The sequence below is a fragment of the Microbacterium sp. cf046 genome, from assembly GCF_900114345.1.
In the GTDB taxonomy this organism is placed as follows: Bacteria; Actinomycetota; Actinomycetes; order Actinomycetales; family Microbacteriaceae; genus Microbacterium.
This window is the reverse complement of record NZ_FOZJ01000003.1, coordinates 54,256-75,335: the sequence shown is the minus strand read 5'-3', so window position 1 is coordinate 75,335 and position 21,080 is coordinate 54,256. Positions and strand designations below refer to the sequence as shown.

Annotated in this window: 18 protein-coding genes; 6 read left to right on the top strand and 12 right to left on the bottom strand. The window is 69.8% G+C overall.

What is annotated here, in order from left to right; genetic code table 11:
* Positions 1 to 212: 212 nt before the first annotated feature.
* On the top strand, positions 213 to 1,460 hold the full coding sequence (locus tag BM349_RS12945) for a glycoside hydrolase family 1 protein (protein ID WP_091707356.1): 1,248 nt from the start codon (positions 213 to 215) through the stop codon (positions 1,458 to 1,460).
* 11 nt (positions 1,461 to 1,471) lie between these two features.
* A complete protein-coding gene (locus BM349_RS12940) occupies positions 1,472 to 2,470 on the top strand; it encodes an alpha/beta hydrolase (protein WP_254773891.1) in 999 nt (332 codons plus the stop codon).
* An 80-nt stretch (positions 2,471 to 2,550) separates the two neighbouring features.
* On the opposite strand, the gene BM349_RS12935 is transcribed toward BM349_RS12940, so the two are convergent.
* Together BM349_RS12935 and BM349_RS12930 are read right to left on the bottom strand one after the other, a co-directional pair.
* Positions 2,551 to 3,750: a cysteine desulfurase-like protein gene (locus BM349_RS12935; RefSeq protein ID WP_091707355.1), complete on the bottom strand. Its 1,200-nt coding sequence runs from the start codon at positions 3,748 to 3,750 to the stop codon at positions 2,551 to 2,553.
* Positions 3,751 to 3,865: 115 nt separating this feature from the next.
* Entirely contained in the window at positions 3,866 to 4,651 is a 786-nt protein-coding gene (locus BM349_RS12930; RefSeq protein ID WP_091707354.1) for an SDR family NAD(P)-dependent oxidoreductase, read from the bottom strand.
* A 144-nt stretch (positions 4,652 to 4,795) separates the two neighbouring features.
* Between BM349_RS12930 and BM349_RS12925 the strand changes: the two genes are divergently transcribed.
* Complete coding sequence (locus BM349_RS12925) at positions 4,796 to 5,563, top strand: SDR family NAD(P)-dependent oxidoreductase (protein ID WP_091707353.1); 768 nt, start codon at positions 4,796 to 4,798, stop codon at positions 5,561 to 5,563.
* Positions 5,564 to 5,646: 83 nt separating this feature from the next.
* Here BM349_RS12925 and BM349_RS12920 read toward each other — a convergent pair whose 3' ends face one another.
* The 10 genes from BM349_RS12920 to BM349_RS12875 form a co-directional block, all read right to left on the bottom strand.
* Positions 5,647 to 7,269, bottom strand: a complete 1,623-nt coding sequence (locus BM349_RS12920) for a GMC oxidoreductase (protein WP_091707352.1) — start codon at positions 7,267 to 7,269, stop codon at positions 5,647 to 5,649.
* Positions 7,270 to 7,301: 32 nt separating this feature from the next.
* Complete coding sequence (locus BM349_RS12915; protein WP_254773890.1) at positions 7,302 to 8,756, bottom strand: MFS transporter; 1,455 nt, start codon at positions 8,754 to 8,756, stop codon at positions 7,302 to 7,304.
* A gap of 168 nt (positions 8,757 to 8,924) precedes the next feature.
* On the bottom strand, positions 8,925 to 9,896 hold the full coding sequence (locus tag BM349_RS12910; RefSeq protein WP_091707350.1) for a fumarylacetoacetate hydrolase family protein: 972 nt from the start codon (positions 9,894 to 9,896) through the stop codon (positions 8,925 to 8,927).
* Complete coding sequence (locus tag BM349_RS12905; protein ID WP_254773888.1) at positions 9,893 to 10,927, bottom strand: amidohydrolase family protein; 1,035 nt, start codon at positions 10,925 to 10,927, stop codon at positions 9,893 to 9,895. The genes BM349_RS12910 and BM349_RS12905 overlap by 4 nt, the downstream gene beginning before the upstream one ends.
* Positions 10,924 to 12,060: an FAD-dependent monooxygenase gene (locus BM349_RS12900; RefSeq protein WP_091707348.1), complete on the bottom strand. Its 1,137-nt coding sequence runs from the start codon at positions 12,058 to 12,060 to the stop codon at positions 10,924 to 10,926. Before BM349_RS12900 ends, BM349_RS12905 begins: the two co-directional genes overlap by 4 nt.
* A gap of 52 nt (positions 12,061 to 12,112) precedes the next feature.
* Complete coding sequence (locus BM349_RS12895; protein WP_091709245.1) at positions 12,113 to 13,105, bottom strand: cyclase family protein; 993 nt, start codon at positions 13,103 to 13,105, stop codon at positions 12,113 to 12,115.
* Complete coding sequence (locus BM349_RS12890; RefSeq protein ID WP_091707347.1) at positions 13,102 to 14,058, bottom strand: fumarylacetoacetate hydrolase family protein; 957 nt, start codon at positions 14,056 to 14,058, stop codon at positions 13,102 to 13,104. Before BM349_RS12890 ends, BM349_RS12895 begins: the two co-directional genes overlap by 4 nt.
* Positions 14,059 to 14,188: 130 nt before the next feature.
* Positions 14,189 to 15,208, bottom strand: a complete 1,020-nt coding sequence (locus BM349_RS12885; RefSeq protein WP_091707346.1) for a VOC family protein — start codon at positions 15,206 to 15,208, stop codon at positions 14,189 to 14,191.
* 227 nt (positions 15,209 to 15,435) lie between these two features.
* The gene (locus BM349_RS12880) at positions 15,436 to 16,197 is read right to left on the bottom strand and encodes a hypothetical protein (protein WP_091707345.1); all 762 of its coding nucleotides are present in this window, start codon (positions 16,195 to 16,197) and stop codon (positions 15,436 to 15,438) included.
* On the bottom strand, positions 16,194 to 17,231 hold the full coding sequence (locus BM349_RS12875) for a Gfo/Idh/MocA family protein (protein WP_091707344.1): 1,038 nt from the start codon (positions 17,229 to 17,231) through the stop codon (positions 16,194 to 16,196). The genes BM349_RS12880 and BM349_RS12875 overlap by 4 nt, the downstream gene beginning before the upstream one ends.
* A 111-nt stretch (positions 17,232 to 17,342) precedes the next feature.
* On the opposite strand from BM349_RS12875, the gene BM349_RS12870 reads away from it, so the two are divergent.
* From BM349_RS12870 to BM349_RS12855, 3 genes are all read left to right on the top strand, one after another.
* Positions 17,343 to 18,608 (top strand): ROK family protein, encoded by a 1,266-nt coding sequence (locus BM349_RS12870; protein ID WP_091707343.1) that lies wholly within the window; start codon positions 17,343 to 17,345, stop codon positions 18,606 to 18,608.
* A gap of 84 nt (positions 18,609 to 18,692) precedes the next feature.
* Positions 18,693 to 20,111, top strand: a complete 1,419-nt coding sequence (locus tag BM349_RS12860; RefSeq protein ID WP_254773887.1) for a sugar phosphate isomerase/epimerase — start codon at positions 18,693 to 18,695, stop codon at positions 20,109 to 20,111.
* Positions 20,108 to 20,977 carry a ThuA domain-containing protein gene (locus BM349_RS12855; protein WP_091707342.1) on the top strand — a complete coding sequence of 290 codons (870 nt, stop codon included), beginning with the start codon at positions 20,108 to 20,110 and terminating at the stop codon, positions 20,975 to 20,977. The genes BM349_RS12860 and BM349_RS12855 overlap by 4 nt, the downstream gene beginning before the upstream one ends.
* Positions 20,978 to 21,080 lie beyond the last annotated feature (103 nt).

The following is a 21,080-nucleotide window of genomic DNA, read 5'->3' as shown; positions in this document are numbered from 1 at the left end:
GCTGTGTTGGACTTCGGTGTCGCGGATCGCAATCGGGCGGCGATCCTTGGGTACAGGTTGACCCGCTGCGGCCGCTTTGGCCATTCGGATTCACTCTGCGGTGCGTTAGCGACGGCCTAACATGGCGTTGCTATTCAGTGTTCCTAGTGAAACATGCTTTCACAGAATGAACAAGTGTGCGACGATGGGAGCGAGTTCAGAGAGGACCACTCATGCCCGCAGCATCCTTCCCCGCCGACTTCCTCTGGGGCGTCGCCACCGCCGGACATCAGAACGAGGGGGACAACGTCGACAGCGACACGTGGTTCCTGGAGAACGTCACCCCGACGGTCTTCCAAGAGCGTTCCGGCAAGGCCGCGAACGGCTGGGAGCTGTGGGAGTCCGACCTCGACCTGGTCGCCGGCATGAACCTCAACGCATACCGCTTCTCGGTCGAGTGGGCCCGCATCGAGCCGGTCGAGGGCGAGTTCTCCGAGGAGGCGCTCGCGCATTACGAAGCGCTCGTCGACGGATGCATCGCCCGTGGTCTCGCGCCGCTCGTGACCTTCAATCACTTCACCTCGCCGCACTGGTTCGCCGCGCGGGGCGCCTGGCTCGACCCCGAAGCGCCCGAGCTGTTCGCCCGGTACTGCGGTGTCGTGATGGACCGCTTCGGTGACCGCATCCGTCTGGCGGTCACGTTCAACGAGCCCGACCTGCCCGAGATGCTGACGTGGGCGGGCCTGCCCGACTTCATCGTGGACCTCGAGCGGGCGACGCTGGAGGCCGCACAGCGGAGTGCGGGCGTCGAGCGCTACCGCGCCGGCAACGTCATGCTGCGTGAGGACTTCGCCGGGATGCGGGCGGGCATGACGGCCGCGCACCTCGCCGGCAAGGCTGCGATCAAGGCGCGCCGCGCGGATCTGCCCGTCGGCCTCTCGCTCGCCATGTGCGACGACGTGGCGGCGCCCGGGGGCGAAGAGCTCGTGGCGCGCAAGCGCGCGGAGGTCTACGACTACTGGCTGCGCCTCGCCGCGGACGACGACTTCGTCGGCGTGCAGAACTACGAGCGCCTGCACTACGGACCCGACGGACTGTTGCCGGCGGACGGGGGCGCCGTGCTCAACGGAATGGGCACGCCCGTCGATCCCGACTCGCTGCGCGGCGCCGTCGAGTACGCCTACGCGGTGAGCGGTGTGTCGATCCTGGTGAGCGAGCACGGCGTCAGCACCCCGGATGACGGCATCCGGGCCGGGTTCATCGAGCCGTCGCTCGAGGGCCTCGCCCAGGCGATCGCCGATGGTGTGCCCGTGCTCGGGTACTGCCACTGGACCCTGATGGACAACTTCGAGTGGATCTTCGGCTACGGCCCGAAGCTCGGCCTGCATTCCGTCGATCGGGAGACCTTCGAACGCACGGCCAAGCCGAGCGCCGGAGCGTACGCCCAGCTGGTGCGGCAGGCGCGCGGACTCTCGGACTGAGCGGCCTGAGCGTGACGAACGTGGACGCCGCCGCCGAGGTCGGTCCCCCGCCGCCGTACGACGAAGAATGTGCGGCCGTGCTCGCGGGGATGCCCGTGTTCCCGCCGCTGACACCGGAGTCGATCCCGCACATGCGGGCGGCGGCCGATCAGTTCATGCCCCGCCCCACGGATGCCGATCTCGAGAGAGACGGCCAGTACGTCGTGGATGAGCGCGTCGTCGCCGGACCGGAAGGTGCGCCGGACATCCGGCTGCTCATCTGCCGCCCCGCGGCGGTCGTTCTGCCGACGGCCGCGCTGTTCTCCATCCATGGCGGCGGCATGATCTCAGGATCACCGCGCGATGCCCTGGGCGAGATCCTCGCTCTGGCTGCGCGGGTGGGCGCCGCGGTCGTCTCGGTCGAGTATCGGCTCGCTCCGGAGACGCCACACCCCGGCCCGGTCGAGGACTGCTTCGCGGGACTGCAGTGGGTCTTCGCGCACGCGACCGAGCTCGACATCGATCCCACTCGAGTCGTGATCATCGGCGGCAGCGCCGGAGCAGGACTCGCCGCCGGCGTGACGCTGCTCACCCGCGATCGGGGCGGGCCCGCGCTGCGCGGCCAGCTGCTGATGTGCCCCATGCTCGACGATCGAAACGACACCGTGTCTGCGCGTCAGATGGCCTCGCTGCGCATGTGGAACCGATCCGACAACGAGCTGGGTTGGTCGGCGCTGCTCGGCGCGGACCGGAGCGGGAGCATCTCGCCGTACGCGGCACCCGCTCGCGCCACCGATCTGTCGGGTCTTCCCCCCACCTTCATCGACGTCGGCTCGGCCGACACCTTCCGTGACGAGGATGTGGCGTACGCCAGTCGCATCTGGGCCGCGGGGGGCGTGGCGGAGCTGCACGTCTGGCCGGGCGGCTATCACGGATTCGACGGGATCGCACCGCAGGCCGCGCTCTCCCAGGCCGCGGTGCGCGCACGGGAGGACTGGCTGGAACGGCTGCTGGGTGCTCGCGACGTCTAGCCGTGTCCCCTCGGAATGCGGCCGCGACCTGGTCGTGTGCCCGACATGGTCGGGAGGGCACCACCCGCGGTGGGTAGGCCTCAGAGGAACTCGGTGAGCGCGTCGAGGAGTCGGTCCACGTCGCTGCCGTCGTTGTACGGCGCGAGACCGACGCGCATCCCGCTCTCGACCGGCAGGTTCAGTGCGCGGAATGGCTCGTACGCGTAGAACGTGCCGGCCGGAGCGAGGATCCCGCGCTGAGCGAGGTGTCGGGACGCATCGGCCGCGTCGTGCGAAGGGAACGTGAAGAACAGCGTGGGGGTGCGATCGACGGCACGGGAGTGTACGACCACGCGGTCGCCGAGCGCCTCGAGACCGGCTTCGATCCGCCGACGCAGCCCGAGCTCGTATTCGTCGATGAGCTCGTTGGCGGCGACGAGTCGATCACGCCTCGAGCCGCCGTCAGGTGCGAGCGCGGCGATGAAGTCGACGGCCGCCGTGACGCCCGCCATGATCTCGTAGGGCAGGGTGCCGAGCTCGAACCTCTCGGGGACCTCGTCGGTCGACGGCAGGAGCTTGTCGGGCGCCATCGATTCCAGCAGCGCCGGTGCCGCGACGAGCGCGGCGCAGTGCGGTCCGAAGAATTTGTAGGGCGAGCACACGAAGAAGTCGGCGCCCAGCGCTCCGACGTCGACGGCCGCGTGTGCGGTGCAGTGGACCCCGTCGACGTAGACCAGCGCACCCACCTCGTGGGCTCGCCGTGCGATCTCGGCGACGGGTGGCTTCGTGCCGAGCAGGTTGGATGCGCCAGTCACCGCGACGAGTCGGGTGCGGTGGTTGACGACCTCGTCGAGCCCGCTGAGGTCGAGCTCTGCCGTGTCCGGGTTCAGGCGGAGCCAGCGCACCACGGCGCCCGTGGCCCGCGCCGCCTGGACCCATGGCCGCACGTTGCAGTCGTGATCGAGCTGCGTGACCACGATCTCGTCGCCCTCGGACCAGGTCTTGGCGAGGGTGCGCGAGAAGTCGTAGGTGAGCTGCGTCGCGCTGCGGCCGTAGACGACGCCTCGGGGATCGGCGCCGAGCAGATCGGCGATCGCATCGCGGAACTCGGCGACCGCCTGCTCGGCGTTCCGCTCGCTCGCGATCGAGGTGCCGCGATTCGACAGTGGTCCCGTCAGGGTGCGGGCGACCGCTTCGCCCACGACGGCGGGGGTCTGGGTGCCGCCCGGTCCGTCGAAATGCGCGATTCCGGATGCGAGCGAGGGGAAGCTCGCTCGCAGGGCTGCGACGTCCAGGCTCACGGGTACCTGCTTTCGGTTGGAGTGCGGCGTTCATCCGTCACCCGGGTACGGGTTCAGGCCGTTCTCGCGTGCGCGGGTGACGGATGAACGCCGGCGTCCGCTCGCCCGTCGCCCCTCAGTCGGAGATGAGCGTACCGCCGTCGATCACGATGTTCTGACCCGTCACGAACGCACCCGCCGGTGACGCCAGCCAGACCACCGCTCCGGCGACCTCGGCGGGGGTTCCGAAGCGGCCGAGCGGAGTCTTCGCGAGTCTCACCGCGGCGGCATCCGGGTCGGCGGTGATCGGTGCGGCGAACTCGGTGGCGATCACGCCCGGCGAGATCGCGTTGGCGCGCACTCCGCGCGCCCCCCACTGCACGGCGATGTTGCGGGCCAGCTGCGCGTTGGCCGCCTTCGTCACGCCGTATCCCGACAGCACTCGGTTGCCGCGCAGGCCCGACAGGCTGGACATGATCAGGAATGCTCCCCCGCCTCCATCCGCGACGATCGGCAGCGCCAGCTCAGCCAGCGCGGCGACGGCCCGAACGTGCAGCGCGTACATCCGGTCCATGCGATCGAGCGCGTCGGCGGCGGCGGGCACATCGAATGCGGCGCCGGCGTTCGCGAGCACGGTGTCGATGCGGCCCCATCGCTGCACGGTCGCGACCACGAGCCGGCTCAGCTGCGCGGCATCCGTCACATCGCACTCCACGCCCACGGCCTCGTAGCCCTGGCCACTCAGCTCGGCGGCCGCGCGCTCCGGCTCGGAGTCGGGCAGCCCGGCGAGCACCACGCGCGCACCGGCTGCGGCGAGCGCCTCGGCGCACGCGCGCCCGATGCCGGTGCCGGCGCCCGTCACGATGGCCACCTGCCCGGCGCACGAGAACAGCGTCGCCGGCGCGAGCGGGGAGCGGTCCATACGCCCATCCTCCCGCGCCCGGCCGGGCTGCGCCCTCGGGAGTTCTGATGCGCGGCATCACCGAACCTCGATTCCCTCGGGCCGGCACCCCGGCTAGCGTCGAAGCGCGGGCGACGCGGCCCGCGCGAACCGCGGGAGCAGCCCATGAGCCACGAAGGACTCGCCGGCCGGACCATCGTCGTCACGGGCGCCGCCGGCGGTCAGGGACTGGCCGCGGCGCTGCTGCTCGACGAGGCCGGCGCCCGCGTGATCGCGACCGACATCGCGGATGCCGCCCCCGCGCTCACCGGCACGCGCATCGCGTATCGGCAGCTCGACGTGTCGGACGAGGCGCACTGGCAGGCGCTCGCCGCCGACCTCGCCACCCGGTTGGACGGCGAACCCCTCCGGGGCCTCGTCAACAACGCAGGCATCACGCACCGCACGCGCCTCGGCGCGACCGACCGCGCGGACTGGGACCGCGTGCTCGCGGTCAACCTGACGGGTCCGATGCTCGGCATCCAGGCCCTCGCCCCGCTCATGGCCGAGGGATCGTCGATCGTCAACATCGGCTCTTCGGCGGCGCTCAACGCGCACTACCCGGTTGCGTACACGTCGAGCAAGTGGGGGCTGCGCGGGCTGACCCACGTCGCCGCGACCGAGCTCGGCTCCCGCGGCATCCGGGTCAACATCGTGCACCCGGGCTTCATCGAGACGCCGATGACCGCGAACGCCCCCTCGGCCATGCGCGATGCGCAGCTCGCCCTCACGCCCCTGGAGCGCTTCGGGAATCCCGACGAGGTCGCGCGGGTGGTGGTGTTCCTGCTTTCGGATGCCGCAGCGTATGTCACCGGGGCGGAGATCCCGGTGGACGGCGGAGCGACCTCGTCAGCGGGCGTGAAGTTCATGTCCGACCGCATCGCCGAAGGCTGATGCCGGCTCCCCCGTGTCCCAGTTGTGCATGCGACGCTCGGCGTGTCGCATGCACAAGTGGGACACCGACGGTCTGCGGGGTGTCAGGAGCCGATCGGGGTGCGACTCTGGGCTGTCTCCTGCGCGAGGTCCTCGACCGCCTTGCGCGCCCCGCGCACTGCGACCGCCACACTCATGAGCGTCGGGTTCATCGCGTTCGCCGTGGGGATGACACCGTTTCCGCCCACGACCAGCCCGTCGACGCCCCACACCCGCGACCACGGGTCGGCGACGGAGGTGCCGTCGTCGGACTCGCCGATGCGGGTCGTGCCCATGTAGTGCAGGCTCGATCCGTTCGGCAGCAGCCGCGGCTCGGCGACGAACTCGCCCAGCGCGTTCCCCGCACGGCGCAGGCGCTCGGTGGCCGCCGCGATCTCCGCATGCTCGGCATCGGTCAGCGCGTACTCGATCGTCATGTTCGGGAAGCCCCGATAGTCCAGCTCGTCATCGGAGAAGGTGACGCCGTCTTCGAAGCGCGGGCGCTTGCGCATCCCGTAGCCCATGTTCACGTAGCCCCAGCGGTTGCCCGCGGCCGGGTGCGACGGATCGAGCTGGAACGGCGGGTTCTCGGCGTACATCACCTGCAGCGAGAACGGGTGGTCGGGCTCCGAGAACGGGATGCGGTTGACCGCGGCGACCGGATCCGCCGGGTTGACCGAGCGGCGCGCGATCTCGGCATCCAGATCGTCCTCGGTCGCGAAGCGGCCGATCCGGGCGGCGTCGACGGCGACCGTCGAGATCACCACAGGGTGCTCGGTCAGATAGTGGCCGAGAGCATGCGGACGGATGCCGGATGCCCATAGCAGCTGCGGTGAGCGGAATGCGTCCGCGGCGACGACCACGAGGTCGGCCGGCACGAACCGCGTCTCGCGCGTGCGCAGGTCTTCGACGGTCACGCCGGTCGCGCGCCCGCCTTCGACCTCGACGCGGCGGACGAGCGACAGGTCGTGCAGCTCGAACCGCTCGCTGAGCGTCGAGGCGGCGTCCACGAGCGGCCCCAGCACGACATCGGCTCCAGCCCAGCGCATCGTGCCGTCCGGTTGCGGGTCGCCGGCAACCGGAAGGGTGCTCGGCCGGAAGCCCTCGGGCAGCTCGCCGGCGAACTCCTCCTCCAGCAGCGAGCGGATGCCCTCGCCGACGGCGGAGTCGGCGAAGGCCGCACTCTGCACGTGCAGGAGGTCCTTCGCCACCGCGAGGAGGTCGTCCCACTCGTCGTCGGCGATGAACGGGATCTTCTCGCTGAACGCCGGCGACGGCGTCGCACAGGTCCAGTGCGCGCCCATCCCTCCGACGTTCGTCGACGCCGCGGCAGCCGGAAAGGTCGGCGCGTGGCCGGAGCCTTCGCCGCCGAAGTCGATCAGGTGCGTCCCCTGCCGTGCGGTGAACATGCCCTCGACCACGACGCTGCCGGGGATGCCGAGCGACTCGCGCAGCGCGCCGGCCTGCGGGCCCTGCGACAGCTCGCGGGCGTGCTCCTTCTCGTCAGGATCGGCGATGTTGCGCACGCTGGCCCCGGGGACCTCGGTCACCTGCGGACCGGCCTCGAACATCACCACCTGCGCGTCCGGGATGCCCTCGACGAGCACGCGGGCGTAGGCGGAGCCGATCGGGCCACTGCCGACGACGACGATCGTGGGGCCGGCTGACTGGGATGGATGCTGTGACATGGCGTCTCCTCTTCGAGTGCGGGGTCGGGTGCTCAGGCGATGGCCGCTTCGGCCGCGTCGCGAGCGGGATGTTCGATCTCGTCGGACAGTCGCCCGTCGGGCAGCAGCAGCGCTGCGACGACGCCGAGCGCGTAGACGATCGCGAGGCCGACGAAGATCGGCGCCAGCACGCTCGAGTACAGCTCGGCCACCTGCAGCTGCACCGCGACCGGGGCCTCGCGCACGGCATGCGGAGTCAGCGTCGCAAGGCCGGCCGGCAGCCCGGCGGCCACTCCGGCGCCGATGAGCCCGCCGACGATCGCGGTGGCCGTGGTCGAGCCGACCTGGCGCACCAGGCTCAGTGTCGCGGTGATGCTGCCGGTGTCGCTGCGCGTCGCGGCACTCTGCGCGACCGCGACGATGATGTTCATGAACGAGCCAGTGCCGATGCCGACCAGGCACATGGCGGCCATCGGCACCCACAGCGGCATGCCTGCAGGCAGCAGGGCCATGATCAGAAGGCCGACGGCGGCCACGGAAGTGCCGAAGATCGGGAACGCGCGGTAGCGCCCGGTCCTGCTCGAGAGCCAGCCGGTCAGGAGCGTGGAGACCAGCATCCCGAACACGGTCGCGATCGGCACGAGTCCCGACACCGTCGCGGACGTGCGATACGCCATCTGGATGTAGGTCGGTACGTATGAGACGACCGAGAAAAGGCCCACGCCGATCACGGTCGACAGGATGATCGTGATGAGCACCGTGCGGTTCGCGAAATGGCGGAGCGGTACGAGCGGCTCGGCGACGCGGAGCTCGATCGCGATGAACGCGGCGAGCCCGAGGATCGCGATCAGCGCCGCGACGATCACTGTCGTGCCTGCGGTGCCAGCGCTCGCCCATCCGGCGGCGAGCACGAGGGCCGTCACGGTGAAACCGAGCGTGACTGCTCCCGCGATGTCGAAGCGGCGGCCCGACCGGCCGGCGATGTGCGGCACGGCGACGACGGCGAGGCCGAGCGCGATGAGGCCGACCGGGATGTTGATCCAGAAGACCCAGCGCCACCCCCACGCGTCGGTGATCAGCCCGCCGGCGAGGGGCCCGACCAGGATCGCGACCGGGAACGCCGTTCCGATGATCGACAGGACCCGGGGCCGCTGGCGCGGCGAGGTGACCTCGCCGATGATCGTCTGCGGCATGAGGTGCAGCCCCGCGGAGCCCACCCCCTGCGCGATGCGGCCGAGGGCGAGCTGCGTCATGTCCTGCGCGAAGCCGCACAGGAGCGACGCGACGATGAACAGCACGAGGCTCGCGAGGAAGATGAAACGGGCTCCGACGAGGTCGGCCAGTTTGCCGAGCACCGGCAGCACGACGGTGCTCGCGAGCGTGTAAGCGACGATCACCCAGCTCATCTGCTGGACGGCGCCGAGGTCGCCGGCGATCGTGGCGAGCGAAGTGGCCACCACCGTGTGGTCGAGCGCACCGAGGAACGAGACGGTGAACAGGGAGATCATGAGGAGACGGAGTCTCCACGGAGAAAGAGGCATACGTGATCTGCCCGAACGATCGGGTCGTCGACGCGACGGGGTGTGCCTCCTGCGCGGCATCACGCGGAGAACGGATCTGAAGGATCCCGGCGCCATGTCCATTCTAGGCGACCTTTAGTCTGAAAGCAACCTAAGTCAGCCGTGCGATCGTGCCCGCGTCCGCGCGCGCGCGGCGTGCACCGCAGGCGCGGCGACAGCCGCACCGACGCGAGCGGTCAGCTCGCCGATGCCCTCGATCACCATGCGCACCTCGTCGCCCTCGGCCAGCGGCGGAGGCGTGAGTCCGCCCGCCCTGCCCCAGAGCTCCCCGAGGCAGCCGCCGTTGCCGACGGTGCCCGAACCGAGCACGTCACCGGGGACCACACGGGAGTTGCGCGCGGCGTAGGCGATCAGCTCGGGAAACGGCCAGCCCATGTTCGAGACCAGGTCTTCGCCGATCAGCTCGCCGTTGACGAACACCTCCGCCCGCACCGAGAGGAAGCCGTCGTCGTCGAGGAACGGCGCGAGCTCGTCGGCCGTGACGATCCACGGCCCGAGGCTCAGGCCGAAGTCCTTGCCCTTCGCCGGCCCCAGGCGCACTTTCATCTCTCTGGCCTGCAGGTCCCGCGCCGACCAGTCGTTCATGATCGTGTAGCCGAAGACATGGGATGCCGCGGCTTCAGGTGTGAGGTTCCTGCCGTCGGACCCCTCGACACCCCCGATCACGACAGCGAGCTCGAGTTCGAAGTCGAGGCGCTGGGTCTCTGGCGGGCTCACCGGCTCGCCGGGCCCGAGCACGGTGTGCGGGTTGGTGAAGTAGAAGGTGGGCGCCTGGTACCACTCGGGCACGACCTCGCTCTTGCCCTCGACACCGGCACTCACGCCCTCGACGTGCTCCTCGAACGTGACGAAGTCCCGAATCGCTGCCGGCACGACTGGGGCGAGCAGCTGGACATCGGCGAGCGGTGTACCCCCTGCATCGACGCGCGCGAGCAGGCCGTGCGCGGCATCCAGCCCCTGAGCCAGCACCTCGGCGACCGTCAGGCCGTCGGGGAACGGCACCACTCGGTCGTCGATCACGAAGCCCTCACCGGTATCGGCGCCGTCACGCCAGCGCGCGACCCTCATGCGCGCACCCGGGTTTCCAGCAGGGAGTCGGCGTTGCCGCCGAGGATGCGCTGTTCGAGTTCGGCGGGCAGACCTGCACCGCGCACGAGCGAGACCGGGTCGTCGAGTCCCATGTCGAAGGGGTAGTCGCTGCCGAGCACCACCTGCGATCCGCCGGCCACCTCGACCAGCGTGCGCAGTGCGTGCGGGTCGTGCACGACTGTGTCGAACCAGATCCTGCGCAGGTAGGTCGACGGTGCGTGCTCGCAGCGGCGCGCTTCGGGTCGCACCTTCCAGGCGCGGTCGGAGCGGCCGATCGCCGTCGGCAGGTACCCACCGCCGTGTGCGGCGACGATCTTCAGATCGGGATGCCGGTCCAGCACGCCCGCGAAGATGAGGTGCGAGAGGGCGACGGCATTCTCGGCGGGCTGACCCACGGTGTTGGCCAGGTAGAAGCGGTCGAGCCGCTCGTCGAGGCTGCAGCCGAACGGGTGCAGGAAGACGACCGCACGCAGCTCGGCGGCCCGCGCCCAGAAGGGCTCGAGGCGCGGGTCGGACAGCTCGACGTCGCCGGCGAACGACGAGATCTCGACCCCCGCCAGACCACGGCCGAGCACGGCGTCGTCGAGGCACTCCACGATGCGCTCGGGATGCTGCAGCGGGACGAGACCGAGTCCGGTCAGGCGATCGGGCTCTTGCGCGACGTGCGCGGCGACCAGACGGTTGGCCTCGTTCGCGGCCCAGACGGCAAGGCCCTCGGGAGCCCAGGGGTAGAAGTGGTTGGGCGATGCGCTGACCCACTGCCGGTCGACGCCCTGCGCATCCATCTCGGCCAGCCGCACCGTCACATCGGTGAGCTTCGGGATGCGCGCGCCGACCATCGCCCCCGACACGGCGAGGCTCTCGGCGCCGTTGCGCTTCAGCTCGAGGGCGGCCGCCTCGCGGACGGCGTCGGGCACCCGGCGCTCGACCTCGGCCTGCAGTGCGGGCAGCAGCACGTGCGCATGGACGTCGGTGACCGTGACACCGTTCATGGCGTGCTGGTCACTCATGCGGGCTCAGCCATCTTCTGGGCGATCCCGAAGATCAGTCCGCCGGCGTCCGCGTCGCGGTTGCCGTCGATCTGCCACTGGCCGAGCTGCACGGAGGCCTCGACGACGGCCTGCGCGCGCGGGAGGCGCCGCCCGTGGAACTCGTCCCAGAGCTCCTGGTCGACGGCATCCCGCTGCACGAGCAGCTCGGTGAGGACGAGGGCGTCTTCGAGACCCTGCGCGGCGCCCTGCGCGATCGTCGGAGGGCAGCTGTGCGCGGCATCCCCGATGATGACGACCCGGCCGCGGTTCCACGGCGCGTCGACGATGTGCTTCGTGAACCAGGTGTAGTTCGCGTGCGCCCCCGCTGCGAGGTCTGCGCGGATCGAGTTCCACGGCCCGTCGTAGGCGCGCGACTCCTCGAGCATGATCCGAGTGGCGTCCTCGTCGGAGGTGCCGAACCGGTCCTCGGCCTTCTCGACGAGGTAGGCGTACATGCTGTCCTCCCCGGTGGGTGTATAGCCGGCGATGTAGACCGGGCCGCCGTAGTACAGCTCGGCCCGCTCGACCTCGGCCGGACGGGAGACGAATGTGCGCCAGATCCCCATGCCGGTGGGCTCGGGCTTGGTCTGGATGCCGATGAGGTCGCGGACGGTCGAGTTGAGGCCGTCGGCGCCGATCAGCAGGTCGTACTCCCCGGCCGACTCGTCGTCGACGAAGACCTCGACGGCGTCGTCGGCGCGGGCGTCGACACCGGTGACCTTCGCACCGAAGCGCACGTTCGCTCCCGCGCGCTGTGCGTGGTCGAGCAGGATGCGGGCGAGGTCCGCTCGCGGCATGCCCATCGCGGCCGGGTAGTCCGGCCCACCCGACTTGACGTCGGGCAGCTGGGCGACAACCGGGGCGCCGGGGCCGGGCGCGCGCAGATTGAGCCCCTCGAAGTGGAAGCCGGCCGCGCGGATGTCGTCCCATGCGCCGAGCGCGTCGAACACGCGCAGCGCGTTGCCCTGCAGCGAGATTCCCGAGCCGGCCGTGCTGAGCTCGGGCTTGGCATCGAACACGTCGACGGCGACGCCCGCCTTGGCGAGCTGGATGGCGGCGGCGAGTCCCGCGACGCCGCTGCCGACGATGGCGACCTTCTGGACTGCGGTCATGTCAGAACCTCTCTGTTCTTCTCGGGTGCTGTTGTGGTGTGGAGAGCCGGATCTACAGGATCGCGACGGGGTTGATGGGAGAGCCGACCGCGCCGGTGATCGGCAGCGGAGCGGCGGAGAGGAGGAAGTCGTATCGACCGGATGCCGCGCAGACCTCGCCGAGCGTCTCGAGGTCCCACATCTCGCCGATCGTCAGGCCGAGGTTCGGGATGACCACCTGGTGCAGCGGTTGGAACGCCGGCGCGTCGAACTCGTTGGGGCGCACCTCGAAGCCCCACGAGTCGGTCGCGATCGCGGCGATCTCGGTGCGATGCAGCCAGCCCGCCGTGGTGAGCGAGAGTCCGGGGGCGGGGCCGCCGGCGTAGTCGCCCCAGCCGTCGCGTCGCGCACGCGCGAGCTGGCCGGTGCGCACCAGGACGATGTCGCCGCGGCCGACCGTCACACCCTGCGCGGCAGCGGCAGAGTCGAGGTCGCCCGCGGTGATGGCGTAGCCGTCGGCGAGTTCGCCCGTCTCGGGTGCGAGATGCCGACCGAGATCGAGCAGCACGCCGCGGGAGACGATCACGGATGCGGCATGCTCGATGCCCGTGATCAGGTCGCCTTCGCTCGTGACCACGTCGCCCGCGCGCCGACCGTTCCACGCGTTGCCGTGGTCGAAGATGTGGCCGAGGCCGTCCCATTGGGTCGAGCACTGGAGGGGCATCGAGATGACGTCGTCAGCCCCGCCGATGCCGTGCGGGAAGCCCTGGTTGCCGCGCTCGGCGTCGACGCCGGTGTCGGTCATGGTGTGCACCGGATTCGTGCGCCTGCGCCAGCCCTTCTGCGGGCCGTTCGTGTCGAACGACTGCGACAGCGACACGACCCTTCCCTCGCGCACGAGGGCGGCCGCTTCGATCCGCTTTGCCGGATCGATGAAGTTCAGGGTGCCGAGCACGTCGTCCTCGCCCCAGCGTCCCCAGTTGCGGTACGCCTCCGCGCGCGCGCCGATCTCGCCTTCGGGGTCGGCGCGGTCGAGGTCGGCGGGGTTCTCGGACGGGGTCGTCATGATGCCGCCACGCACCGCACCACCTGGGTGCCGAGCCCCGAGATCGAGCCGGTCATCACGTCGCCGTCGCGGAGGAACCGCTTCCAGTGCTGACCGTTGCCGGCCGGGCTGCCCGTGAGCAGGATGTCGCCCGGCAGCAGCGGCATGGTCTGCGAGGCGCCGGAGACGAGCGACGGGATGTCGAAGAGCAGATCGTCGGTCGATCCGTCCTGCATGACCTGGCCGTTGAGCTCGAGGCGCACGTTCAGATCGCCGCCGTCGACGAAGGGCGCGGGGACCAGGAACGGGCCGGTGGGCAGGAACCCGGGTGCGTTCTTGGAGCGGTACCAGTCGGTGCCGATCTCCTTCATGTCCTTGCGGAACACCAGATCGCGCGTCGTGATGTCGTTGACGATCGTGTAGCCGGCCACGTGGGTGAGGGCATCCTCGCGCGAGACCTGGAACGCCTCGCGGCCGATCACGATCGCGAGTTCGAGCTCCCAGTCGTGCACCTCGCTGTAGGCGGGCAGCGCGAGCGGAACGTCATCGCCGACGACGCACGCCGGCAGGCCGATGAAGAAGTACGGCTCGCCGTTCGCGGCGCGGTCATCCATCATCTTGGCAGCGAACTCGCGCGCCTCTTCGGGCGTGCGGTCGCTGTTGTTCGTGAGTCCCGCCGCGACGAGCTCGATCACGTGCTGGCGGTAGTTCGCGCCGGCCTGCAGCACCTGGCGCGGCTCGACCGGAGCCGTCAGGGTGACCTCGGCCAGCGGCATCCATCCGTCCTCCGCATCGACCAGAGCGCCGAGGCGATCCCAATCGGGTGCGGCCAGGAACGCGTTCAGGCTCGCGGCGCCGAGCTCGTCCGTGGTGAGGCGCCGGATGCGGTCGCCGGCGACGAGCCCGAGGGTGACGGCATCCCCCTCGCGGAAGCGGGCGAGCGCGAACGGCGCATCGAGTCGGTCGGTCGTCATTGTGCGTTGTTCCGTTCGTCGCTCATCGTCGTGCGAGTGGTGTTCTGGGCGGCCCGGCATTCACGGCGGGCCGCCCAGAGTTCATTCTGGGCCTTCGCCCCAGACCCCTGGCCTGCTGGCGCGCAGCTTGTCAGCCCTGGCCGTGCTTGGCGTAGGGGTTGAGGAGAGCGTCCTTGATCTCGTCGGGCACGCCCTCTTCGGTCGCGCTGGGGCCGTCGGCAGCGGGGAAGGACTCCGTCATCGACATCGGCATCGCGCCGTTGCGGTAGAAGTTGTTCGAGCCCTGCGACGGCTTCCAGGTGTTCGCCACCCAGTCCGGCACGTAGTTGCGGTACCCGCCGGTGTTCAGCTCGATTCGCAGGCCGGAGGGCTCGCGGTAGTAGAGGAACGTCTGCTCGCCGATGCCGTGGATGTTCGGCCCGTACTCCATCGGGGTGCCGTTCTCCATGAGCGTGTCGGCCGCGATCAGCAGCTCCTCGCGGGTGTCGACCCAGAACGCGTAGTGGTTGATGCGACCGGCGCGGCTCGAGCCGTCGAGCACGACACCGAGGTCGTGCGACTTCTCGTTGGTGGTCAGCACGGAGAAGACCGAGATGGGCGCCTCGTCCAAGACGGTGCGCGCCATGAACCGGAAGCCGAGCACGTCGACGTACCACTGCACGAACTCGTCGACGTTGCTCGCGGCGACGGTGACGTGGTCGAGCTGGCGCGGAGCGCCGGCGATCTTGCTGCGCTTCTCGGGGCGGTCGGGGTAGATGGATGCGACATGCCCGGGTGCGTCGTGGCGGGTGACATCCCAGTGCAGGGTCATCGAGTGACCGAACGGGCCGGTGAAGCGGTACGCGCGACCGATCTTGTGAGCGTCGTCGATCCACTCGCCCTGCACGCCGGCAGCCTCGATGCGCTTGGCGGCCTCCTCGAGCGCCTCGGGGCTCGAGGTGCGCCAGGCCATGGTGGCGAGGCTGGGCTCGTGGCCGGGCAGGATGACGAGCGAGTAGGCGTAGTAGTCGCCCCAGCAGCGCAGGTACACGGCGCCGTCCACGCGATCCACGACGGTGAGTCCGACCTGGTCTTCGTAGAACTTCACGGACGCCTCGACATCCGGCGCGGTGATCGCGACGTAGGAGAGGTGAGAGAGGAGCTTGATCATCTTCGATCCTTTCGACAAGACAAGCGGGTGATCCCAAAACCACTTTCGCCCGACTCAGGCATATCCGGGAATCCCATATCGCCTATGTCGAGAATCAGCCGCGTCTATGTCGGGCGGGTATCGCTCCCCAGGTGTCGCGAGCCCATGCATTCGCCGCGAACCCTCGCGCTCCGCCGTACGCGGGCGCATGGGTTCGCGCGGAAGATATGGGTTCGGCAGCCGATTCTTTAGCGAGCGGGCCGCAAGATCTGCTCGACCAGCTCGGTGTCGGCGACGAGGTCGGACAGATCGGTGGGCGTGGTCTGCGCGGCGAGAGCCTCGACGGCGCGGCGCACCGCGAGTCGCTCCGAGGACTCAAATCGCGGGGGCGAGATGAGGCGTCCAGCCGGACTCGCGGTGGCCAGTCGGGCTGCGCGCCCCTCGACCGCGACGTCGGTGATGACCTCGCCGAGCGCCTGCACCCGGATGCGTCCGGCATGAGATCGCGCCGTGACGACGGCGGTCAATGTCGCCGCGGTACCGGTGCTCGTCTCGAGCAGAGCCAGACCTCCGTCGGCGGCGACGAGCGTGAGTGACTCCCCGGCGAGGACGCGCAGCCATCCGACCGCGTCCCGCGTTGCGGCGCTGAGCCCCGCGCGCGATGCTGCGACGTCGGCCACGAGCACCCGAGGCGGCATGCCGCCGAGCGTCGCCGCTCGCGCGCCGACGGCATCCGCGCTCACATCGGCCCGCAGCAGCACACGTTCGAGGACGATCGGGATGCGGGTCCCCGCGAGGCGGCGCAGGTGGGCTGCGGGGGCGGCAGCGGGGCCGGCGATCACGAGAGCGATCGCGCCAGCCGACACGGCCGCGAGGGCATCGTCGACCCACGCCCCCCGGCCCGGCACGACGACGATCGCTCCTTCCGGCCGCGCAGCATGGCGAGCGCTCAGGGGAAGTTCGGCGAGGGCCTCGCGATAGCGGCCGGCGGGAGCATCGACGTCGATCATCGGGCGCTCCCGATCAGCTCGGATGCGGCATCCGCCAGAGTGATCGCGTAGCGCGCATCGTCGAGCAGCTCGTCGTACTCGACCACACTCGAGCCGTTCAGCACGTCGGCGAGCGCTCGCCACTCGGCAAGGTAGCCGTCGGTGTCGTCGATCGGATAGGTGGTGCGCTTACCGGTCTCGGTGACGACGCGCACCTCGGCGCTGCCGACGTGGACGAAGGCGGGCGGGAACGACACCGTGAGCACATCGGTGTCGGTGATGATCTCGAGGTTCCACAGCGCGTCGGCTCCGTCGGGCAGCATCACGGTGGCCATCCGCACCGGGATCCCCGATGCCCGGTAGCCGAGCACGTAGCCGATCGGGGCGATCGCCCGCGCGAACACCACCCGCTCGATCGTCGGCGCGAGATCGCGCAGCATCGGCAGTTCGTGGACTGCGAGTCCTGTGATCAGTTGGCGGACCACGGATGCCGCGACCTGCGGCAGATGCAAGGGCGCGCCGCCGCGCCCCGGAGCCGCAGCGGGCGCCGACAGTTCGGTGACGACGTCGTGGTATCGAGCGTTGGGCGGGAGCGCCAGAGTGACGCAGATCGCGCGCACCCGGTGCCCACCGGCCAGCAGGTGATGCTTCGCGCGGCCCCAGGCGGGATCGTACAGATGGTTGGTGCCGATCAGCAGCGCGGTGCCCGCCACACGGCATGCGGTGATCACCTCATCGGCATCCTCGAGAGTGGTCGCCAGCGGCTTTTCGCACAGGATCGCGCGCTTGCCGGCGGCGACGGCCGCAAGGATCTGGCGCGCGTGCTCGGCGGGCGGGCTGGCGAGCACGACGACCTCCACCCGGGGATCGGCCAGCAGCTCGGCGATGCCGGATGACCAGCGCGCGCCCATCCGTTCGGCGAGTTCCTGCGCGCGGCCACTCCCCCCGTCGGAGATGTGCATGACGTCGAATTCGCCGCTCAGCCGCGCCAGGGTCGGCAGGTGCAGCGCAGACACGCCGGGGCCTGCGCCGACGATTCCGACACCGTGGGGCATCGTTGCTCCTTCGTTCACGGTTTTGCATGAAGCGTACCTAAGTTTTGAGAAAGTTGACCATAGATGTCATCAGATGCTCCGAAGCAGACCCATCTTGTGTGAAAATCGACCATGGCCAAGGAGTCCACGCTGCGCTTCGGCGCTCAGACCGACGAAGTGACGAGCCTTCTGCGGATCGTCAACATGGTGCGCGCGGGCGAGGCGTCCACCCGCCCCGAGATCGGACGGGTCACGGGCCTCGGACGCGGAGTCGTCACGCAGCGCGTCGACCAGGCGATCGAGATGGGCTACCTCGAGGACGGCGAGTTCGGCCCGTCCTCCGGCGGGCGAGCTCCCCGAACCCTGCGCTTCCGCAGCGGACGCGGCCGCATCATCGTCTGCGCTCTGGGCGCTCTGCACATCCACGTCGGAGTCGCGATGCTCGAGGGCGACATCCTCGAACAGACCCACCGCACGTGGGACATCGCTCGCGGGCCGGCCGAGACACTCGACACGGCGCTCGCGATGATCGACGAAGTGCTCTCGCGGACGCCTGATGTGCCGGTATGGGGCATCTCCGTCGGCATCCCTGGTCCGGTCGACTTCGCATCCGGCCGGCCGGTCGCGCCGCCCATCATGCCGGGATGGAACGGGTTCGACATCCGTCGCCGGTTCGAAGAGCGCTATGACGCGCCCGTCTGGGTCGACAACGATGTGAATCTCCTCGCACTCAACGAACGCTCGCGCCGCCGCGACGAGCACCTCGACTTGATCTACTGCAAGGTCGGCTCCGGCATCGGCGCCGGACTGCTATCGCAGGGCCGCATCCACCGCGGAGCGAACGGTGCCGCCGGCGACATCGGGCACGTCCGGGTCGCCGGGTCGGAAGCCACATGCCGGTGCGGCAAGATCGGATGTCTCGAAGCGGTCGCGGGGGGCTGGGCGCTCGTGCGCGACGCAGAGCTCGCCGTCGCCGAAGGTGCGACCGGCGCGTTGGCCCAGCACACGCGCGATGGGGAGCCACTCACTCCGGAAGCGATCGCCCGGGCCGCCGAGAACGGCGACGCGCTCGCGATCTCGCTCATCCAGCGATGCGCGCGCGTGGTCGGCGAGTCGATTGCGGCGCTGGTCAACATGTTCAATCCCGGCACGATCGTGATCGGCGGGGCTGTCGTCGGGGCGGGCGAGGTCTTCCTGGCCGAGGTGCGTCAGCGGGTCTACGAGCTGTCGCTGCCGCTCGCGACCAGAGACCTGAACATCGTGCAATCGCAGAACGACCTCCGCGAGCCCCTGCGCGGCGGCGCCGAGATGGTGCGCGAGCAGCTGTTCGACGTCACCTTCCCTCGGTGGTTCGCGGACGGGCAGCCGACGATCCATGCGGTGCACGGGACCATCTGACACTTATTTCGCTTTTCTACTAAAGCGTGTAGATTCTCGTCGTAAGCCGCACTGCCCTGCGGTCGACCACACGAGGATGTGCCCATGACGCTGCCGTTGCTGCGCGACGATTCGCTGATCTCGATCACCGGTGGAGCTGCCGTGCGCGTCTCCTTGCCGTGGATCCGCTCGCTGCCCCTGACCTCTCTCCAGGAGCCGATCGTGACGGTCGACGGAGCCCCGATCGAGGACATCACGGTGGTGCTCGGCGACCGGCGGGTGCCACCGACGGAGCTGACCGAGGGCGACGGGTGGTGGTTCCAGCAGGATCGGGTCGCACTCGCCCTGCCGCGCGAGCTCAGTCCCGGAACCCACGACGTCGTGGTCGAGTTCGGGCTCCGCATCCCGTACCTCCAGGTGGGCCCGGACGGCCCGCTCACACTGCCCTTCCGCGCCGAGCGGCCGCTCGTGCTCGACGCGCCGCACGTTCCGGCGGCGACGCTGAGCAATGCCGCGCCGTTCGTGAGCGATGGCTCGCTCCCGGCAGGCTGGGTGCTCAGCGCGTCGGCCTTCAACTGGACTCCCGAGATGATCGACGGCGAGCGGGATGCCGTCGACATCGCGGTCGGGATCGTGCAGGCCGGCCTCACTCGCGAGATCGAAGCGGAGCCGGGACAGCTGTGGCGGTCGTTCCCCGGACGGAGCGAGGCGGATGCCGCGGCGTTCGGCGACCGCTTGGCCGCGGCCGGCGGGCGCATCAGCATCCTCGGCGCGAGCATCGACGACTGGTCGCCGCAGGGCACGCGCCGGTCGGACGACGAGCGGTTCGACTTCCTCCTGCCGCAGATCGAGATCGCGCACCAGCTCGGCGCGCGAGGTCTGCGCCTGCCGATCGGACAGGCCGGACGGCCGCTGCTCGAGCGCGTGCTGCCGATCCTGCACGAGACCGGTCTCACGCTGTTCGAGGAGATCCAGGGCTCGCAGACACCCGGCTCGCCGCAGGCGGGAGCTGCGATCGACCAGATCGTGGGCATCGACGACCCGCACGTGCGACTGCTGGTGGACATCTCGATGTTCATGCCCGCGGTTCCCGAGAGCTATCTTGTGCGGCTCGAGGCGGGGGGCGTGCCGGGAGAACTCATCGACACCCTGCGGCATCAGTGGCGCGACCCGGCGACCGTGGGTGCAATTGTCGGCCTCCTCCGGTCCGGCGGAGTGCCGGCATCCGTGCACACGCTGTACATGGACATGCTCGTGCGGTTCGGGCGATCGGATGCGACGGTGATCGCAGATGTGCTGCCGTGGATCGGCGCGTTCCACCTCAAGTTCTGGGATCTCGACGACGCCGATGACCGCGTGAGCCAGCCGATCCGCGACCTCGGGGCCCTGCTGCTGGGGACGGACTTCGCCGGTACGTTCTGCAGCGAATGGGGCGGCCACGAATGGCTCGACGACGACCCCACCACCATGACCAGAGACCACCTCGCGCTGGCTCGCCGCGCACTGAACGGAGCGAACGCATGACTGTTCTGAACGTCCTTATCCTCTCGGGACACATGACGATTGAGCACGACAACGAGCACCGCAGCTTCCGTCTGCACAACCAGTGGCTGACCACGCTCCTCGAAGACACCGGCCGCTTCAAGGTGCGGGTCGTGGAGGACCCCCGCGGCCTCGGCGCGGAGATCATCGACAAGTACGACGTGCTCATCGTGGTGTTCGAGGGCCGGGACGGCTTCTTCGAAAAGGCGGTCGGGTTCGGAGCGGAGACGGATGCCGCGATCCTGCGCTTCGTGCACGACGACGGCAAGGGCATCGTCTGGTTCCACGGGTCTGCCGCGCAGGAGGACCGCTGGGGGTACCCCGAGGAGTACAACGTCATGCGCGGGGCCAAGCTGAGCGCGTACGAGACGGGCCTGCGCCCCCGGCCCTGGGGCGAGGCGCTTCTGAAGACCGTAGAGCCGCGGCATCCGATCACCGAAGGCATCACCGCGACGTGGACCGTCACGGGTGATGACATCCTCACCGGCGTCGACATGTACGAGGGTGCGCAGGTGCTGCTGACGACGTTCGATGACCTCGAGGCGTACGAGAACGCGCCCGTGTGGCCGATGTCGCACTATCCGGTGGTCATCCCCGAGGGCGGCATCGCAGCACTCAACGGCATGAACACCGATCAGCCGATCGCCTGGATCAACGAGTACGGCAAGGGCCGATCGTTCACGATCACGATCGGGCACGACATCGACACGTTCCGGCGCATTGAGTTCATCCGCATGTTCCCGCGGGGCGTGGAGTGGGCCGCGACCGGCGAGGTGGCCCTCGAGGGACCGGACCGCCGTGGCGAACGCCGCTTCCTCCCCTGGCCGTACTACAACCACGAGGGCTGATTGCTGCGCGCGGCGCGTGTCCGGCAGAGTGCAGGCGCGTGTCCGGCGGGCGGTCGCCGATCCGCAGCAGAACGACATTCTGCCGGACACGCGTTCCGGTCCG

Coding starts and splice junctions, on each gene's coding strand:
- BM349_RS12855 (WP_091707342.1), top strand. CDS start 20,108: ATGACTGTTCTGAACGTCCTTATCCTCTCGGGACACATGACGATTGAG.
- BM349_RS12900 (WP_091707348.1), bottom strand. CDS start 12,060: ATGACCGCAGTCCAGAAGGTCGCCATCGTCGGCAGCGGCGTCGCGGGA.
- BM349_RS12920 (WP_091707352.1), bottom strand. CDS start 7,269: ATGTCACAGCATCCATCCCAGTCAGCCGGCCCCACGATCGTCGTCGTC.
- BM349_RS12925 (WP_091707353.1), top strand. CDS start 4,796: ATGAGCCACGAAGGACTCGCCGGCCGGACCATCGTCGTCACGGGCGCC.
- BM349_RS12905 (WP_254773888.1), bottom strand. CDS start 10,927: ATGAGTGACCAGCACGCCATGAACGGTGTCACGGTCACCGACGTCCAT.
- BM349_RS12880 (WP_091707345.1), bottom strand. CDS start 16,197: ATGATCGACGTCGATGCTCCCGCCGGCCGCTATCGCGAGGCCCTCGCC.
- BM349_RS12885 (WP_091707346.1), bottom strand. CDS start 15,208: ATGATCAAGCTCCTCTCTCACCTCTCCTACGTCGCGATCACCGCGCCG.
- BM349_RS12930 (WP_091707354.1), bottom strand. CDS start 4,651: ATGGACCGCTCCCCGCTCGCGCCGGCGACGCTGTTCTCGTGCGCCGGG.
- BM349_RS12870 (WP_091707343.1), top strand. CDS start 17,343: ATGGCCAAGGAGTCCACGCTGCGCTTCGGCGCTCAGACCGACGAAGTG.
- BM349_RS12910 (WP_091707350.1), bottom strand. CDS start 9,896: ATGAGGGTCGCGCGCTGGCGTGACGGCGCCGATACCGGTGAGGGCTTC.
- BM349_RS12915 (WP_254773890.1), bottom strand. CDS start 8,756: ATGATCTCCCTGTTCACCGTCTCGTTCCTCGGTGCGCTCGACCACACG.
- BM349_RS12875 (WP_091707344.1), bottom strand. CDS start 17,231: ATGCCCCACGGTGTCGGAATCGTCGGCGCAGGCCCCGGCGTGTCTGCG.
- BM349_RS12895 (WP_091709245.1), bottom strand. CDS start 13,105: ATGACGACCCCGTCCGAGAACCCCGCCGACCTCGACCGCGCCGACCCC.
- BM349_RS12945 (WP_091707356.1), top strand. CDS start 213: ATGCCCGCAGCATCCTTCCCCGCCGACTTCCTCTGGGGCGTCGCCACC.
- BM349_RS12890 (WP_091707347.1), bottom strand. CDS start 14,058: ATGACGACCGACCGACTCGATGCGCCGTTCGCGCTCGCCCGCTTCCGC.
- BM349_RS12860 (WP_254773887.1), top strand. CDS start 18,693: ATGACGCTGCCGTTGCTGCGCGACGATTCGCTGATCTCGATCACCGGT.